Raw genomic sequence first — 17,349 nt, 5'->3', positions numbered from 1 at the left:
TGAAGTCAGGAAGTGCAGATGCACAAATTTGTGTTTAACTGGAGTTTTTTCCTCCTTTTTGCCATAGGCCTGCTGATCAACTGGGGTATTGCGCTGGGCAATACCCCCATGTCCCTGCGTGTGGGTGTCTACAAAAACCCACCCTTGGTTGATACCGATTCTATGGGACGGCCGGGGGGACTTTTCATTGACATCCTTGAGCAGATCGCCCACCAGGAGGGGTGGAAGGTGCGCTATGTGCTCGGTACATGGAGTGATCAGCTCTATCGACTCTCTGCCGGAAAGATCGACCTGTTACCTGCGATCGCGATCAATGACTCACGGGAAAAGCGTTTCCTCTTCTCAGATCAGACCATCATTGCCAACTGGGGGCAGATTTACGTTCCTGAAAACTCGGATATACAGACCATTGCCGATCTTCATGACAAGAAGATTGCCGTATTGACGGATGACATCTACCTGACCTCAAAAAATGGACTGCATGAGATCTGCAACTCATTCAGGATTGAGTGCCCTACCCAGAAATACGCCACCTATGACATGGTGATGAGGGCGGTTGCCAGCGGCCGTGCGGATGCCGGCCTGATCAGTCGCCTGTATGGCTTGAGCCATGGCCATTTCCATAGTCCGGTGCCCAGTCCAATCATCCTGATCCCCCTGGATATCCGCTTTGCCATATCCCAACAGAGTCCCAAAGCGCATACCATCAAGCAGCGACTCGACTTTCATCTCGCCAACCAGAAGAGCGATGAACTCTCGATCTACCATCAACGACTCAAGACACTGTTCGAAACCCATACACCTCCGCAAACACAACCTCCACTGCTCTACCAGGTCATCTTTGCGATTGGCATCCTGGTGGCGGCGCTGGTGTTGATTGCGCAAATTCTCAGATGGCGGGTCAGGGTCAAGACCCGGCAACTCGCTGAAACCGAGGCCCAGTACCATAACTTCTTCGATGGGGTCGCCACCGCATTATGCGAGGGTGACAGCTCAAAAGCCCTGGCCAGACTGGATCAGCTGTTGGACTCGGGTGTGGAAGATCTCAGAACCTATTTCGATATCCATCCGGATCAATTGCGCGAGATGTTGTTCCTGATCCGGGTGATCAACGCCAATCCGGCCACCTTCAGACTGTTCGGTGTAAAGAGCCTGAGAACCCTGCAGGAGTGGTTGCCGAAAAGCATCACTCCGGAAGTGTTCACCGCCTTCAAAGAGTTTCTGATTGCTTCGAGTGAAAAACAGACGGTATTCACATGCGAGGTACCGCTGCTGACCGCAAAGGGTCAACTGATCCAGGTTATGATCAGCTTTCCTTTATCGGACTCTGTCGAAGAGGTACGGCATATGCCGGTAACCCTGGTAGACGTCTCCCATCTGCGAGAAACCGAAAAGCAACTCTCACTGGTGGTCAAAGGCGCCTCTCTGGGGTTTTGGGACTGGAACCTGATCACCGATCAACTTACCGTCAATCAACGTTGGTTGGATCAGCTTGGACTGGAAGCATCCGCCATGAAGCACAACATTGACGATTGGCGGGAGCGTCTCCATCCCAAGGACAGGGAGCGGATCATGCCGATCATCAATCAGCGGATTGAAGAGGGCAAAACCTATAAAGTCGAATACCGCATGAAACATGCGAACGGCCAGTGGGTCTGGATTGAAGGTTCGGGTGGAGCGGTGGAATTCGATCCGATCACCCAGCGCCCGACCCGAGCCTGCGGCACCCATCAGGAGATATCGGAGCGTAAGCGCGCGGCAGAGACCCTCAACACTCTGATGGAGAGTATGGTCGGCATCACCGGCGAGGATTTCTTTGAACATGTGGCCCGCGAGCTGTGTCGCTGGTTTGGTGCCGATGGCGCGAATATCGGAGAACTGGCAGGCAGAAATCAGGTCAAATCCCTGGCCAACATCATCGATGGCCGGGTGATCGAGGATTTCGCCTACCATATCAGTGAAACCCCCTGTGACAAGGTCATCCGCCAGGGAGCCTGCCTTTTCCCCCAGGGAGTTCAGGACCTCTTTCCCAACGATGAGGACCTGGTGCTGCTGGATGTCCAGGGTTATGCCGGCTCACCGATCCGGGATCGCAACAATACGGTGATCGGTATTGTCTGGGTGGTATCCCGCAAACCCCTCTTCATGCCACCTGACTGGGCCGATGTGATGGATATCATCGCGGCCCGTATAAGCGCTGAAATTGAGCGTATGCGAGCCATGGACCGACTGGCCTATCAAGCCACCTACGACTCTCTCACCTCCCTGCCCAACCGACGCTTGCTGATCGATCGTCTGGGTCAGGCTCAATCCCGCTGCCGCCGGCACAACCACCGCGGTGCCGTCCTGTTCATGGACCTGGACCATTTCAAAACCATCAACGATTCACTCGGCCACAATGTCGGTGACCTGTTACTGCAGCAAGTTGCGGAACGCCTGACCAGTGAGATCCGGGATGAGGATACCGCTTCAAGGCTCGGTGGTGATGAGTTCATCGTGCTGTTTAGCGAACTCGACGGCAATCCACAGATTGCGGCCCAACAAGCCCGCCAAGGTGCTGAAAAGATTCAGTCGACCCTGTCGGAGCCCTACAACATCAGTGACAATGAACTGCATATCACCCCCAGTATCGGTATCGTCATCTTTCCGATGGATGGCGCCAGTGCTGACGATATCCTCAAATATGCAGATACCGCCATGTATCGAGCCAAGGAGGAGGGTCGCAATACCATCCGCTTCTTCCTGCCCGGTATGCAGGACGCGGCAGAACAACAACTCAGGCTGCAAAACGATCTGCGTAACGCACTGATCAATGATGAGCTGTCACTCAACTATCAACCCCAGGTCGACCTGGCTGGCAATCTGGTCAGCGTTGAAGCACTGTTGCGCTGGCACCATCCCAACCATGGGCAAGTTGAACCCCGCCGATTCATTACCGTTGCTGAAGAGTCAGGACAGATCCTGCAGATCAGTGAATGGGTACTCAAGCAGGCACTGCAAAAGATCAAACACTGGTCTGAGCAGCTTCAGGGCCCGCTCAACCTGGCCGTCAATATCAGTGCGGTTCACTTCCATCAGGCCAGCTTTGCAGACCAGATAGAAGAGCTGGTAACCAATACCGGGGTCGATCCCAGACACCTGACCCTGGAGATTCATGAGGGCACCCTGGTAGAGAACTTTGAAGAGGCCACGGAAAAGGTCCTGAAACTGAAAAAACTTGGGGTCAGATTCTCCATCGACTGTTTTGGCATCGGCTACGCCTCGATCGCCTATATACGCCGTCTACCTGTGGATCAGCTGAAAATCGACCGAAGCTTCATCCGCGACATCTCCAGCGATCCGAAAGATGCACAACTGGTACAGACCATCATCACCATGGCTCAGACCATGGATATCGAAGTGGTTGCCATCGGTGTGGAGACCGATGCTCAATTGAAATTTCTGCGTGACAAAGGCTGTAGAATATTCCAAGGTTACTACTTCAGCCATCCACTGCCGGTGGATCAATTTGAAATCTATCTGAGTAAAGAGATCGCTTGAATCAGCAATCCCCAGCCAATAACGGTACAAGAGAGATCTTCTCCGTCTCCCGCCTGGTACGGGAGACCCGTGCGGTACTGGAAGCCAGTTTCCCGCTCCTCTGGGTCAGTGGAGAGATCTCCAACCTAGCACAACCCGCCTCTGGTCATATCTACTTCAGTCTCAAGGATGAAGCGGCCCAGGTACGTTGCGCCATGTTCCGCATGAAACGGCAACGGCTGCGCTTTCGCCCTGAAAACGGGCAGCAGGTGTTGATCCGCGCCAAGGTCAGCCTGTACGAGGCTCGCGGCGAGTTTCAGTTGATTGCCGAGCATATGGAGCCGGCCGGTGAAGGAGCATTGCGAATTGCCTTTGAGCAACTGAAACAGAAACTGGCGACTGAAGGCCTGTTCGACAGTGAACAGAAAAAACCGATACCCGTACCGCCCAAACAACTCGGCCTGATTACCTCGCCAACAGGCGCAGCCGTTCGGGATCTGCTCTCCGTATTGAAGCGGCGTTTTCCCGCCCTGCCTGTGATCATCTATCCGGTCCAGGTACAGGGCGAGGATGCAGCGAGACAGATTGTTCAGATGCTGAAACTGGCCGAACAGCGCCAGGAGTGCGACCTGTTGATCTTAAGCCGGGGCGGCGGCTCCCTGGAGGATCTGCAGGCATTCAATGAAGAACAGGTTGCCAGGGCGATCCATGAAGTCAGCATCCCGGTGGTTACCGGTATCGGACACGAAATCGATTTTACCATCGCCGACTTTGTGGCGGACCGACGGGCCGCCACTCCCTCGGCAGCGGCTGAACTGGTCACACCGGATCAACTGGAGTGGCAACAGCGTCTGCATGCCGTCACCAGACGCTTGAAGCAAAACCAGCAGCAGCGGCTGCAACAGCTGCAGCAGCACTTTTCAGCACTGCTCAAACGTCTGCAGATCCAACACCCGAAACGACGCCTGCAACAACAGGCTCAGCGTCTGGACGAACTGTCCGACCGCCTGTCACGCCAGTTTCATGTCAACCTGCTGCAAAAGCACCAGCGTGTTGACCGGCTTCACACCCGCCTGGCCAGACAGACACCGGAGCAACGACTCAAGCGTTTGGTTCAACAAACCACCAGCCTGGAGCAACGACTGCATCGTGCCGTAACCCAGCGCCTGAACCGGGAACAGACCCGCTTCACACAGCTTGGCAGGGATCTGCACAATCTGAGCCCACTCAACACACTCGGACGGGGTTATTCGATTGTCAGCAGTCCGACAACCGATGCCATCATCACCGATGCCTCAGACGTTGAGCTAGGGGATGAGTTGCAGGCCAGACTGCATAAAGGCAGTCTCATCTGTCAGGTGGTGAAGAAAAACCTGTAGTGTGGAATGACCATTGGCCGCGAATGGACGCCAATAAACATTCAGCAGTGTAAATCAGGACAAGGCACTCAACTTTCCTTCAGGATCTCATCGTAAAGCGACTCTGTCTTCTGCACATTCACATTGATATGAAAGTGATCCATCAATCGGTCAAATCCTGCTTTGCCGATCTGTTCCGCGTAGTCCCTGTCTTGAAGCAGACTGATGACGGAATCCGCAAGATGGTCATGATCCCCAGGGGTGAAGGTCAGACCGGTTTTACCATGCTCCACGATCTCCGGAATTGCCCCATCGTTCGAAGCGATCAAAGGTTTCGACAGGGACATTGCTTCAATCAAGACACGTCCAAAGGGCTCAGGATCGATCGAGGTATGCAGCATGATATCCAGAACGTTGAGATAATCCGGCACATTTTTCACATGGCCGGTAAAGATAATGTTCGACTCCAGCCCAAGCTCGGTGATAAGTGATTTCAATCTCTCCTGGTAATAGATATCCTCTTTTGAGGTATCGCCGATCAACAGACAAACCGTTTTCGGGAAAGCATCGACCACCTTGCGCATCGCCCTGACAGCCACCTCCTGCCCTTTCCACTCCTTGATATTGCCAATCACCCCGATCACATTGAAGTCTTTGCCGATCTTCAGCTGCTGCAGCATATCCTGGTCCGACACCTTCAGCCTGACATCATCCGGATCGATACCATTGTGTATGGTGACGATCTTTTCGCTATCTATGCCATGTTCGGTCAGCCTTTCGGTTACCGAGTTGGAGATACTGATAATCGACTTCAGACGCTTGGCGAGAAATTTCGAGATAGCTGGGTAGTGATCATTGATACCGCGTTCATGGGTTATGCAGGGAACCCTTGCCATGGAAGCGGCTACGATCCAATTGTTATTGCGGATGATGGAGTTGTTCAGATGCAACAGGTCGACCGAGTTCTGCTGCAGCAGTTTTTTATATTTGTTGCCATAGACAAACAGATAGCCGAACAGATTTGCCAGTTTCTGTACGATCTTGATGATCGGGCTCAACAGGGGAATTTTATTGGATTGAAACAGAATCGGATCGAATGAGGGCACGACCAGGGTTCTGACGCCTGCCTTGTTGTACTCGGGAATCAGGGCATTGTCTCTATGAAATACGACAACTGGTACGTATTTGGTTTTATCCAAACCCCGGGTCAGATAGAGCAAACTGTAGTATGACCCACCGATTGTGCCATCGATATTACCTTCACAAAACATTATGGTCTTTTTATTCTGCATCACTGCTGTCCCGTTAACTCATAATTCGCCAAGCAGATTCCTAAAAACCCCTCTCCCTTGATGGGAGAGGGTGAACGTCTTGCGTATTTATGTCATTAGGCATAAGTCGCACTGCATGAAAACATAATCCTTATATTGTGGATTATCTATAGATAGGAGGGTGCTGAAGGATTCTCCCCCTCTCCCCCGGCCCCTCTCCCGCAAGGGGAGAGGGGAGCTACTCTCTTAGTCTGTTTGGTACGCTGATGATTGGTTATATCTCTTCCCCACACTTCAGTGTCGGCAATTACAGCCACAGCTTAATCCTGTTTTCTCTTGCGTAGAATGAAGACCGTCAAGGCAAATGCTCCGAACAACGCATAGTAGACAGCCTCATTTCGATCAACCCCGAAAAACAGCGCGCCATAGCCACCGATCGCAGCACCGATGCCGCCAAAAGCCAATCCGCGCATAACCCGGCAGAGGGTGCAGTTGCTGAAGTTCTGCTGAGCAGTCATGATTCGATCAACCGTTTGACACACTCATAATAGGCCTGTTCATCCGGCATTCTGTTCTCAACCTGAGCTTCCCAGAGGATACGCCCCAGACACTCCATAAGCTGGTGTTCGGCCTCATGGGCATCCCCTTTGCGCTGACAGAACCTTTGATATAAACCGCTGATGCCGGGAGGACGATCGGTGGAGACCTGCTCAATCAAAGTGAGATGCATGGCCATATGCAGAAAGGGGTTGGTCTCACCCCCCTCGGGCAGATAGTCCCGGTCAAGACCCTGCTGCCGATCGTTCAGCAATCTGTGATACTCCGGATGTTGTTGGATCACCGTTGCGACCATCTCTTCCAGAGGCTGCAGGGATTCACCTTCAGAGCGCTTTCGCCAGGCCTCGAAAAAGACCTGGCGCAGCTGATTGCGATCGTTACTAAACATCAGATATCAAATACTCAGGGCTGAGTGGCTTTGCTGGCAAACTTCTGCAGCGCACCGGTCACTTTTTTTCTCACTTTTTCCCGATCATTGATGGCAAACCGGTCAAACAGTCTGTCCGGATTATTGTAACCCAGCCAGACCTTGGCCTGATCATCCACCCAGACCAGTGCCTTCATCGGCAGATCGATGCCGGCCCGCTGATCGCTGGTCATCAGTGCCGTACCCACTTTCGGGCTGCCAAAGATGATCAACAGGGTGGGGCGCAGGGATTGACCAACCTTTTGGGCCCCCGCACTGTGATCGATTTTACTGAACACTTTCAGCTCAGCCCCCTCCACGGCGGCCACAAAGCGATTGACCGTCTCTTCGAAACTGAACTGACTGGGCAGGGTTACCAAACCGCCATCCGCCCGGGCCAGGCCAACACTGAACAACAGACTTACCAGCAGGATCGTTATCGTTTTCATTTCAGACTCCTTTGTCAATTGACGAACCAACCTCTATTCCGTCTTCTCTTTATATTCGCAAAGATCTTCAATCACACAACTTCCGCATCTCGGTTTGCGCGCCACACAGGTATAGCGCCCGTGCAGTATCAACCAGTGGTGTGCATCCTGTAAAAAAACCTCCGGGGTGGAACGCAACAGCTTCTTCTCCACCTCCAGCGGCGTCTTACCCGGAGCGATCCGGGTACGGTTCGATACCCTGAATATATGGGTATCCACCGCCATGGTCGCATGGCCGAAAGCCGTATTCAGTACCACATTGGCAGTTTTCCGTCCCACACCGGGCAGCGCTTCGAGGGCCTTACGCTGCTGCGGCACCTCTCCCCCATGGGTCTCCATCAGGATACGACAGGTCTCGATAATATTCTTCGCTTTGTTGTTGAACAGACCTATGGTCTTTATATACCGCTTCAGCCCCTCAAGACCCAGATCGTGGATTTTCTGAGGGGTATTGGCCACCGGAAACAGCTTATCGGTTGCCTTGTTGACCCCCTTGTCGGTGGCCTGCGCCGAGAGAATGACCGCCACTAAGAGTTCGAAAGGGGTTTGGTAATTGAGTTCCGTGGTGGGATTGGGATTGGCCGCTTGAAGTCGCTCAAAGATGGCCTGGCGTTTTTGTTTATTCATGAAGCAGGTTGGACGGCTGGTGGATCCGCGCCATTCTAGAGCAAAACGGGGTCATTATTAACCCGGTGACTCGATCGGTCAGTTTCAGATTTTTGCCGGATGCGCAGGGAGAGCCTCACAGCCAAGATGGAAAACTCGAAGATTCTGAAGTTTCACCTCCTGTCAACAGAATTCCAAGCCGGCCAAAATCTTCGATAACCGAAAAGATGAAGCCCTATAAACTATATTTATAGATGGATAGCGAATTTCTTGTTGGTTTCCTATACTGGTGAACCTGCTCATTACCCATGCAGATCCACCCCCTGTCTGTATCGCGATAAGGCCAAAAGCCTGGACAGTTAACTACTCGTAAACAAACGAAAAACAGTGTCGGACAATCACCATGACCAGAAAACATGATGGCGCTTCACGCACAACCAATCAAAAACTTTTAAATTGGGTTGATGAGATCGCTCAACTCTGTAATCCGGACCGGATCTACTGGTGTGACGGCTCACAGGAAGAGTACGACCGATTGTGCGATGAGATGGTGAAAGGCGGTACTTTTATCCGTCTCAATCCTGAAAAGCGACCCAACAGTTATCTGGCCCGCTCCCATCCAAGTGATGTGGCTCGCGTTGAGGAGCGCACCTATATCTGCTCAGAAAAGGAAGAGGATGCCGGTCCGACCAATAATTGGATGGATCCGAAAAAGATGAAAACCATCCTCAAGGGATTGTTCAAGGATTGCATGCGGGGCCGGACCATGTATGTAATCCCATTCAGCATGGGGCCTCTCGGCTCCCATATCGCCCACATCGGCGTCGAAATCTCCGATTCACCCTATGTGGCGGTGAGTCAGCGCATCATGACCCGGATGGGGCAGGCGGTACTCGATGTCCTCGGGGACGATGGTGCATTCGTACCCTGTGTACATTCGGTCGGCGCCCCTCTGGCGCCGGGTGAAGCGGACGTCCCCTGGCCCTGCGCCGGGAATATAGAGGACAAGTACATTACCCATTTCCCCGAATCGCGGGAGATCTGGTCCTTCGGCAGCGGTTATGGCGGCAACGCCCTGCTGGGCAAGAAGTGTTTTGCCCTGCGTATCGCTTCGGTAATGGGCCGGGATGAGGGCTGGCTTGCGGAGCATATGCTGATCATGGGTGTGGAGACACCTGAGCAGAAGAAGTTCTTTGTCGCCGCCGCCTTCCCCAGCGCCTGCGGTAAAACCAACTTCGCCATGCTCAAGTCACCCAAAGGCTTCGAGGGCTGGAAGGTCACGACCATCGGCGATGACATTGCCTGGATCAAACCCAACCCTGTAGATGGTAAGTTCTACGCCATCAATCCAGAATACGGTCTGTTCGGCGTCGCCCCGGGAACCAATGAATCATCCAATCCCAACGCACTCGCCGCCTTGCGGGAGAACTGCATCTTCACCAACTGCGCCCTGACCGATGATGGCGACATCTGGTGGGAGGGATTGACCGAGGATCCCCCGGAACACATGATCGACTGGCGCGGCGATGATTGGCTGATTGGCTGCGGCCGCCCGGCGGCTCACCCGAATGCACGCTTTACCGCACCAGCCTCAGCCTGTCCTTCGATCGATCCTGAGTGGGAGAATCCGGACGGCGTACCGATCACCGCATTTCTGTTTGGTGGTCGGGTCAGCCACAACTTTCCGTTGGTATTTCAGAGCTACAACTGGGAACACGGGGTCTATATGGCGGCCACCATGGGCTCGGAGGCCACCGCCGCCTCCATCAATCAGGCCTCGATGCGACGCGATCCAATGGCGATGCTGCCGTTCTGCGGTTACAACATGGCGGAATACCTGAAGCACTGGCTGCGAATCGGTCGAAAGAATGTTGCCACTCCACCCGCCATTTTCCGCGTAAACTGGTTTCGCAAGGATGAGCATGGTCGTTTCATCTGGCCGGGATTCAGTGAAAACATGCGTGTGCTGAAGTGGGTGGTGGATCGCTGCAACGGCGTCGGCCATGCGGTGGAAAGCCCATTGGGCTGGGTCCCTTCACATGCAGCGATCAACTGGGAGGGTCTCGATTTCAACAAGGACGACTTTTTTGAAATCATGAATATCGACCGGGAGATCGCGCGCCACGAAACCGTTGATCAGGAAGAGCTGTTCACCCGTTTTGGCGATCACCTGCCCAGAGAGATGGAGCTGGAGCGGGAGCTGCAACTGGCACGCTTATACCACTCCCCGAAATACTGGGACCTCTCCGCCAGCTGTGATTGAGCGATAGAGCGCCTCACTGAGGTATGCTGACCGCCCGTTAACCCGGCCCTCGATTGTTTTCCGGGGCTGCGGTAGGCTGTGGCGATGGAACAGGTTCCGAACAGCGCATTCAGTATCCGGCGACTCAACCCGTTCAACGGTTTACTGCAGGTCTTCCAACTTGATACCGCCCGTGCACTCAGTGCCAATGGCCAGGTTTGGGAGATCCAGGTACTCAGCGATTCCCCCCAGGGACTGTGGGCCAACACCCCGCTGGGCGCCCAGCAATATTTCACCTTTGGGCTCTGGTCCGAAACCAGTGGACTCAAACAGGTGCCCGTCAATCCCCTGTTCGACATCCGCACCATGATCGCCGCCAGCGACAGGCTCATCGAATCTCTGCAGCCCGTATTGAGCCAGCTGCCATTCCCGATGGCTGACCGTTATGAACAGTGGCTGCTGGATGAAACCGACCAACAACCGCTGGCACTGTTGCGGAGCTGTCGCACAGAAAACGAAATGGCGCTGACTGACAGTCCTGCCAAATGGATTGCGGCAGAAGCGGACGATTGCAGTTTCATCTCATCGTATCTGAATCAGCGGGGCCTACCCGACCATGACGGTGACAACCCCAGGGTACACGCCTCGACTCTCGAGGCTGAGGTTCGCCACAGAGCCGGATCCAAATCCCGCACAGCCTGGTTCTATCGGAATGGGGAGAACGAGATGGTGCCGTATCACGAAAACCAACCGCCGGATCTCGAATTCCCCACTCTACTGCTTGCCGAATCGGGCTATGATGCGAAAAACGCCCCATTGATCGAAGATTACATTGCCTGGAAGGCGCCACAGCTACTGATGCTCCCTTATATAAGTGGCGGCTGTCGCGAAAGACTGGAACAATTGGCGGTCAAGCAACCGGAACAGATCGACCGCTTCTGGCCCCTCTATCCGGAAATACACAATAAAGACCTGTTGAAACGGGCACGGGTAGAAGCCAGAATCCGCTCAGCCAACCGGGACTGATGCCATACACCATGAAATATCTGAATCAAAAACAACAACTCTCGATGCCGGATGGCGGCCTGGCTATTCTGCTGATCAACTTAGGCACACCGGACGCCCCGACTACCGGCGCGGTACGACGCTATCTGGCGGAATTCCTCAGCGATCCAAGAATTGTGTCGATTCCGAAACTGATCTGGCAGATCATTCTGCACGGCATCATCCTGCGGGTAAGGCCCAAGCGTTCCGCCAAGGCTTATGCCTCGATCTGGACCGACGCAGGATCACCGCTGCTGGTGATTTCAAAACAGCAGCGGGACGCCATCGAGCAGGCGATCGAGAACAGATTCACCGGCCAGGTGAGTGTTGCGCTGGCGATGCGCTATGGCAATCCATCAATCGCCGATACCCTGAAACTGTTGCGTGAGCGGAATATTCAGCGACTGCTGGTACTGCCCCTCTATCCCCAATACTCGGCAACCACCACCGCCTCGATCTTCGATGCGGTCACCGCTGAACTGCAACAGTGGCGCTGGATACCCGAGGTCAGATTCATACAACGCTACCATCACGAGCCAGACTATATCGATGCCCTGAGCAGTCAGATCGCCGACTACCGAATGACTCACGGAGGCGCAGACAAACTGCTCTTCTCTTTCCATGGCATCCCCAAAGACTACTATGATGCAGGGGACCCCTATCCGGATCAGTGCCGGGATACGGCTCAGGCCGTGGTCGACAGGTTGGGGCTGAACGAGGAGCAGTGGCTGCTCGCCTTCCAATCCCGCTTCGGTGCTCAGGAGTGGGTCAAGCCCTACACCGATGAGACCCTCAAACAGTGGGCGGCCGAGGGGATCAAAAGCGTGCAGGTGGTCTGCCCCGCCTTTGCCACCGACTGTCTGGAGACCCTGGAGGAGATCGGGGTCGAGAACAGGGACTATTTTCTTCAGGGTGGCGGCGCGGAATACAGCTATATCCCGGCCCTGAATGACGAACCGAAACATATCGAAATGTTCGCCAATCTGATCCACCGTCACGCCTTGGGCTGGCCGGAGGCCAAACCACTTCCCCCGCCATCTACAATCAGTGACTGAGTCTTCAGCGGGATTCAGACAAACCATTGAAACTATCTGCCGGTGACGATCTCAAAACAATCGATAGCAGACACTCACTCCCGGAGTGAGAAGAGTCGAATCAAAAGCCGCATCAACGACATTCAAATTAGGACCTTATATCAACATGAGTTCTACACCACGTCCGCTGGATATCAAAGTCCACCAACAGAGCCGCTTTCTCGATATCGCCTTCGATGACGGCGCCCATTTTGCCCTGCCCTGTGAATACCTGCGGGTCTATTCCCCTTCGGCGGAGACCCGGGGGCACAGCCCGGCCACGGCAAAACTGGAGAAAGGCAAAGAGCTGGTCACCATCACCAAGATCGAACCGATAGGTCAGTATGCGGTGAAGATCCACTTCGATGACGGTCACAACTCAGGGCTCTACGACTGGCAGTATCTCTACAATCTGGGAAAGCACCAGGATGAGCTGTGGCAGGCCTACCTGGAGAAGCTCGAAGCAGTGGGCCATCAGCGACAAGAGCCGGAGTTGATTCCCCGTGATGGTGGAGCCTGAAAAGAGAGATGCCATCCTTCAGCCTCGACCCAAGACTGGCTGCAGATTGCCATCTGCTTGCAGAGCTGGAGTTGAGCCAGCTGCTGCTGATGAACAATGCTCTGCTGCCCTGGTACATTCTGGTCCCCAGGGTGAGTTGCGATGAGTTGTACCAACTCACACCCGAGCAGCAGAAGCTGCTGTTCGAGGAGATCAACCAAATCTCCCTTTTCATCAAAGCCGACGAGAACATCGATAAACTCAATACTGCAACGATCGGCAACATCGTACGACAGATGCATATCCATATCCTGGGACGCAAGAGCAGTGATCCCTGGTGGCCCGGTACAGTTTGGGGTACCAAGCAACGGCGGCCATACAACCAAACTGAACTGAATGAAATCAAACGCAGGCTGATCCTGGAACTACCCAAGACAATAGAGATCCTGCAGCCTACCGCCAAGGCTTAATCAATTCCGCCCTATCCTGAATACCAACAGGGGTTAGTCGACTGAATATTCCTATTCAGACAACAAGTTTCAGAACAGCGAAAAGCAACAACTCTGAACAGCAGGAGCAGAATGCTTACGTTACAGTCATATAAACATCAAGCATCGAAGTAGCACATATAGCTCCCTTCTCCCCTCGCGGGAGAGGGGCCGGGGGAGAGGGGGAAGGCAGGAGCACAACAATCACCACAACTCATTAACCCTCCAACAACTCACCCATTGCGTAAACAGATCACAGCATCAGATCCGCTCTCTGCACAAATAACAAAATCCCTAGAATTCATGATCCAGCTCAACCAAGCCTTAACGATATTAGTCCACATAGAACGGTCAAATTGACTACACTATCTATGTGCTTCGGAGACGCCCAAAAACGTCTCCCTTACACAACCTCTGAAAACAATTTGCTGTCAAAACAAACCATGGGGGCATAGGGGTTAATGGAAGAGTCACTGCAGCGCTTACTCGATGCCGAAAACAGGGCACAACAGATCCACAACAAGGCCGAAGAGCAACGGGAGCGCATCATTCAGGAGGCGTTGCAGGAAGCCAAGACCAAAGAGCAACATTTCGAAACCCGCATCCCGGAGCTTCACAACAGCTTTATGGAAAAGGCGGAGAGTCGCGCCGAGCAGACCATTGCCGAACTGAAAAAACGTTTCGATGAACGCCACGCCCAGTTGCGTGAATACGCCGAGGCGAGAGAAGAGGATGCGCTGAGCGCCGCCTTTGCGGTACTGATCGATCCCAATGCCGACGAGGATTGAGCCTAACCGATGAACTCACAACGGGATCAGGCCTACCTCAAGACCCGGGTCGGAATCTACGCCTCCAGACTGCTCTCCGCTGAGGATATCCGGATACTGAAGCAGATGTCCCTGCATCAACTCGGGGAGCGTTTCGATCTGCTGCCGATCTTCGAACAGGAGATCGAAATCCGCCAGAAGAGCGGCCTGGTGGAACACCAACTGCTGCAGCAGCTAATGAATGAACTGAAGGTTCTGCTGCGGCCTCTGAGCGGTCGCTCACGGGGACTGATACTCTACTGGCCACGCAAGTATGAGCTCTATAATCTGAAGACCCTGATCCAGGGCAAGTGGAACAATCTGGGCATCCAGGAGATACGCCACAATCTCTATGCCCTGCCGGAGAACATCCGGCTGCCCCATGAAGCCCTGCTGCAGGCGGAAAACGTTCAGGAGATGCTGCGCCAGCTCGAACGGGGGCCCTACTCCCAGATCGCCAGTCAGGCCCGCACCATCTACGAAGAGCAGCACGAAAACTTCTCCCTCGGCGCCGCCATCGACCGGCTCTACTACACCGGCATGCTGGCCCAGGCCAACATCACCGACTGCAGCGACAAGCGCGGCTTGAAAAAGGCCATCGGCTGTATGGTGGACCGGCAGAACATCCTCTGGTTGATGCGCTATCGCCTGGTCTATCAGTTTGCACCCAGTGAGGTCTACTACCTGTTGATTCCTTACGGCGGACAGATACAGCGGGATAAACTGATGGAGCTGGCCAATGTGGAGGGGCTGGATACCATTATCGAGCAGCTGCCCGACCCCTTTCACAGCCTGCTCGCCGGCAGCGCCAACATCACCGATGCCAGACAACGGCTCGACTTCTGGGTCTCCGATGAGTTACGCAAACTGATGCTGGGCAGTCGGGACGGGGTGGTCGCTGCGCTCTGCTATCTGATCAGCCGGGACACGGACATCTGGCGTCTCTACGCCATCATCCAGGGCAAGCTGCTGGGTATGACGAACGAGCTGCTGGATGAAGCCGTTTCTGGCATCAAAGGCTCCTCATCCTCTGAGGAGGCGGCATGATCGTCCGGCCGTTTATCCGATACAACCCGCTTCACGCCGACCGAGGGACCGCTGATGTTTAGCCCCCTGCCGATGAAACAGATCAGCATCAAGGTACTCAACGAGGACCTGCCCGGCGCATCGGTGATCCTGGCCGGTCTCAACAATTTCAGCCCGGACAACCGTCCCTATGCGGAAAACGCCCTGACCGAGATTCCAGGACAGCACTTTCGCGAGCAGTACAACCAGGCGAAGAGCCGGCTGGACAAGATCAGCGCCCTGGTGAGCTACACCCCGACCCCCTTCGATGGCGAAGTGACCACCATTACCGAAGCTGAACTGGAGCAGGCCAATCAGTGGCTGGGCGAGGCCTGGGAGACCTGTTCCGACTTTGAAGAACGACAACGCCGCCTCACCGAAGAGTCACGCAATATCAGCCAGCTCGAGACCAGTCTGGCGAATTTCAGCAATCTGGATGTGGACCTGGGTCAACTGCAGCAGGATCAACCCTTCCTGGAATCCAGTATCGGCGTGGTATCCAGCAACCGGGTGGAACAACTCAAGGATGCCATCGGCCTCGACGGCTATTTGCTGTTCCCCTTTCTGCAGAGTGAGAAAGAGAGCCATGTGCTGATCATCGGCGCCAAGCGGACAGAGCATTCAAAGCTGAAATCGGTCCTCGATACCGCCGGCTTTCGACCACTGGATATCCCACCGGAGCTGCACACCGAGCCGGAGACTGCCAAGAGCCGACTGGCGGAGCGCCATGCAGCGGTCGATGAAAACTCACAACAGCTCAACCTGGAGATCGTTGCCTGGCGGGCCAATGCGCTGCAGGGCCTGGAGCAGGCCGCCCAGACCCTACACCTGGCTGTCCCCTATGTGGCACTTGGCGAAGCAGCTCGTAAAAGCGGCAAGCTGGCACGCCTGCAGGGCTGGGTACCCGCCGAGGATATGGCCCAGGTGGAAGAGGCTCTGCAGCAGAAACTGCCCAACGCCTTCGTCCTGGAGAGCCGTGATCCACTGCCTGAAGAGCGTGCCATCGTACCCTCGGTGATGCGCCACAGCCGCCTTTTCAAACCCTTCTCATCCCTGGTGATGCAGTATGGGGTACCCCGTTACGGCGAGGTCAATCCGACCCATCTGTTCGCCCTCACCTATATCCTGATGTTTGGCATGATGTTCGGCGACGTGGGGCATGGTGCTGTGATCCTCGGCGCCGCGCTGATCTGGCGCCGCAAGCTGGGCAGCTTCACCCCGTTCGGGGTGGCCGCCGGTATCTCCTCGATGGTGTTCGGGCTCCTGTATGGCAGCATCTTCGGCTTCGAGCATCTGTTTCACGCCTGGTGGATCGCCCCCCTCAGCGACCCCCTCTACATGCTCACTGTGGCCCTGTTGTGGGGAATCGGCTTCATCGTCATCTCCTCCCTGCTGAACATCATCAACCACCTGGTGCAGGGAGATCGGCTGGGCGCCCTGTTCGGCGACAACGGCCTGCTCTCGCTGCTGCTCTACAGCGGCATGCTGGGCAGCGGTTATTCTCTTTACGCGGAAGGGTCGGTGGGCGGCTTCTGGGCCACCCTGGCGATCCTCACCCTGATCGGTATCTTTGCCCACAAGCTGATCGAGCAGGAGGCCTCCATTGGCGAACGCATTCTGGTCGCCTTCATCGAGACCTTCGAGACCATCACCGGCTACGCCTCCAACACCCTCTCTTTCCTGCGTGTCGCGGCGTTCAGCCTGAACCATGTGGCGCTGGCGATCGCGGTGTTCACCCTGGCCGGCATGATGGGTGACACCGGCCACTGGATCACGGTGGTATTGGGCAACGTATTCATTCTGGTACTGGAGGGGCTGATCGTCGCCATCCAGGTGCTGCGTTTGGAATTTTACGAGGGCTTCTCCCGTTTCTATGCGGGCGACGGCAAGGCCTTCAAACCCTTGACACTCTCCTGAAACCCTGGC

15 protein-coding genes are annotated in these 17,349 nt (G+C 54.7%); 10 read left to right on the top strand and 5 right to left on the bottom strand.

The features are described from left to right. The first annotated feature begins 18 nt into the window (after nt 1–18). Nucleotides 19–3,540, top strand: coding sequence for an EAL domain-containing protein (locus tag A3193_RS01105; protein WP_069013827.1), 3,522 nt, complete (start codon nt 19–21; stop codon nt 3,538–3,540). After that, complete coding sequence (gene xseA, locus A3193_RS01100) at nt 3,537–4,898, top strand: exodeoxyribonuclease VII large subunit (RefSeq protein WP_069013826.1); 1,362 nt, start codon at nt 3,537–3,539, stop codon at nt 4,896–4,898. Before A3193_RS01105 ends, xseA begins: the two co-directional genes overlap by 4 nt. 68 nt (nt 4,899–4,966) lie before the next feature. On the opposite strand, the gene A3193_RS01095 is transcribed toward xseA, so the two are convergent. From A3193_RS01095 to nth, 5 genes are all read right to left on the bottom strand, one after another. Beyond that, nucleotides 4,967–6,169, bottom strand: a complete 1,203-nt coding sequence (locus A3193_RS01095; protein ID WP_069013825.1) for a glycosyltransferase family 4 protein — start codon at nt 6,167–6,169, stop codon at nt 4,967–4,969. Nucleotides 6,170–6,468: 299 nt separating this feature from the next. After that, nucleotides 6,469–6,666 carry a hypothetical protein gene (locus tag A3193_RS01090; protein WP_069004359.1) on the bottom strand — a complete coding sequence of 66 codons (198 nt, stop codon included), beginning with the start codon at nt 6,664–6,666 and terminating at the stop codon, nt 6,469–6,471. After that, complete coding sequence (locus A3193_RS01085; protein WP_069004358.1) at nt 6,663–7,094, bottom strand: DUF1841 family protein; 432 nt, start codon at nt 7,092–7,094, stop codon at nt 6,663–6,665. The genes A3193_RS01090 and A3193_RS01085 overlap by 4 nt, the downstream gene beginning before the upstream one ends. Before the next feature lie 14 nt (nt 7,095–7,108). Continuing rightward, nucleotides 7,109–7,561, bottom strand: a complete 453-nt coding sequence (locus A3193_RS01080; RefSeq protein WP_069004357.1) for a DUF302 domain-containing protein — start codon at nt 7,559–7,561, stop codon at nt 7,109–7,111. A 33-nt stretch (nt 7,562–7,594) separates the two neighbouring features. Further along, a complete protein-coding gene (gene nth / locus A3193_RS01075) occupies nt 7,595–8,227 on the bottom strand; it encodes an endonuclease III (RefSeq protein WP_069013824.1) in 633 nt (210 codons plus the stop codon). A gap of 382 nt (nt 8,228–8,609) precedes the next feature. Between nth and A3193_RS01070 the strand changes: the two genes are divergently transcribed. The 8 genes from A3193_RS01070 (at nt 8,610) to A3193_RS01035 (ending at nt 17,340) form a co-directional block, all read left to right on the top strand. Further along, a complete protein-coding gene (locus tag A3193_RS01070; protein WP_069004355.1) occupies nt 8,610–10,469 on the top strand; it encodes a phosphoenolpyruvate carboxykinase (GTP) in 1,860 nt (619 codons plus the stop codon). A gap of 84 nt (nt 10,470–10,553) precedes the next feature. Further along, nucleotides 10,554–11,474, top strand: a complete 921-nt coding sequence (locus A3193_RS01065; RefSeq protein WP_069004354.1) for a hypothetical protein — start codon at nt 10,554–10,556, stop codon at nt 11,472–11,474. Between the two features lie 11 nt (nt 11,475–11,485). After that, on the top strand, nt 11,486–12,547 hold the full coding sequence (hemH, locus tag A3193_RS01060) for a ferrochelatase (RefSeq protein ID WP_069004834.1): 1,062 nt from the start codon (nt 11,486–11,488) through the stop codon (nt 12,545–12,547). A gap of 145 nt (nt 12,548–12,692) precedes the next feature. Continuing rightward, complete coding sequence (locus A3193_RS01055; protein ID WP_069004353.1) at nt 12,693–13,085, top strand: gamma-butyrobetaine hydroxylase family protein; 393 nt, start codon at nt 12,693–12,695, stop codon at nt 13,083–13,085. Nucleotides 13,086–13,093: 8 nt separating this feature from the next. Beyond that, complete coding sequence (locus A3193_RS01050) at nt 13,094–13,534, top strand: HIT domain-containing protein (protein WP_069013823.1); 441 nt, start codon at nt 13,094–13,096, stop codon at nt 13,532–13,534. A gap of 479 nt (nt 13,535–14,013) precedes the next feature. After that, nucleotides 14,014–14,340, top strand: coding sequence for an SPFH domain-containing protein (locus A3193_RS01045; protein ID WP_069004351.1), 327 nt, complete (start codon nt 14,014–14,016; stop codon nt 14,338–14,340). A 9-nt stretch (nt 14,341–14,349) separates the two neighbouring features. After that, nucleotides 14,350–15,405, top strand: coding sequence for a V-type ATPase subunit (locus A3193_RS01040; RefSeq protein ID WP_069013822.1), 1,056 nt, complete (start codon nt 14,350–14,352; stop codon nt 15,403–15,405). Nucleotides 15,406–15,459: 54 nt separating this feature from the next. After that, a complete protein-coding gene (locus tag A3193_RS01035; RefSeq protein WP_069013821.1) occupies nt 15,460–17,340 on the top strand; it encodes a V-type ATP synthase subunit I in 1,881 nt (626 codons plus the stop codon). Nucleotides 17,341–17,349 lie beyond the last annotated feature (9 nt).

The organism is Candidatus Thiodiazotropha endoloripes, assembly GCF_001708965.1.
Classification (GTDB): domain Bacteria; phylum Pseudomonadota; class Gammaproteobacteria; order Chromatiales; family Chromatiaceae; genus Thiodiazotropha; species Thiodiazotropha endoloripes.
Note: the sequence above shows the minus strand (reverse complement) of the source record. Positions and strands in the feature narration are given on the sequence as shown.

Excerpts from the sequence above, each read along its gene's own strand:
- A3193_RS01090 (WP_069004359.1), bottom strand. The coding sequence starts at position 6,666 with ATGACTGCTCAGCAGAACTTCAGCAACTGCACCCTCTGCCGGGTTATG.
- A3193_RS01085 (WP_069004358.1), bottom strand. The coding sequence starts at position 7,094 with ATGTTTAGTAACGATCGCAATCAGCTGCGCCAGGTCTTTTTCGAGGCC.
- A3193_RS01050 (WP_069013823.1), top strand. The coding sequence starts at position 13,094 with ATGCCATCCTTCAGCCTCGACCCAAGACTGGCTGCAGATTGCCATCTG.
- hemH (WP_069004834.1), top strand. The coding sequence starts at position 11,486 with ATGAAATATCTGAATCAAAAACAACAACTCTCGATGCCGGATGGCGGC.
- A3193_RS01045 (WP_069004351.1), top strand. The coding sequence starts at position 14,014 with ATGGAAGAGTCACTGCAGCGCTTACTCGATGCCGAAAACAGGGCACAA.
- A3193_RS01095 (WP_069013825.1), bottom strand. The coding sequence starts at position 6,169 with ATGCAGAATAAAAAGACCATAATGTTTTGTGAAGGTAATATCGATGGC.
- A3193_RS01035 (WP_069013821.1), top strand. The coding sequence starts at position 15,460 with ATGTTTAGCCCCCTGCCGATGAAACAGATCAGCATCAAGGTACTCAAC.
- A3193_RS01080 (WP_069004357.1), bottom strand. The coding sequence starts at position 7,561 with ATGAAAACGATAACGATCCTGCTGGTAAGTCTGTTGTTCAGTGTTGGC.
- A3193_RS01070 (WP_069004355.1), top strand. The coding sequence starts at position 8,610 with ATGACCAGAAAACATGATGGCGCTTCACGCACAACCAATCAAAAACTT.
- nth (WP_069013824.1), bottom strand. The coding sequence starts at position 8,227 with ATGAATAAACAAAAACGCCAGGCCATCTTTGAGCGACTTCAAGCGGCC.
- A3193_RS01065 (WP_069004354.1), top strand. The coding sequence starts at position 10,554 with ATGGAACAGGTTCCGAACAGCGCATTCAGTATCCGGCGACTCAACCCG.
- A3193_RS01040 (WP_069013822.1), top strand. The coding sequence starts at position 14,350 with ATGAACTCACAACGGGATCAGGCCTACCTCAAGACCCGGGTCGGAATC.
- A3193_RS01105 (WP_069013827.1), top strand. The coding sequence starts at position 19 with ATGCACAAATTTGTGTTTAACTGGAGTTTTTTCCTCCTTTTTGCCATA.
- A3193_RS01055 (WP_069004353.1), top strand. The coding sequence starts at position 12,693 with ATGAGTTCTACACCACGTCCGCTGGATATCAAAGTCCACCAACAGAGC.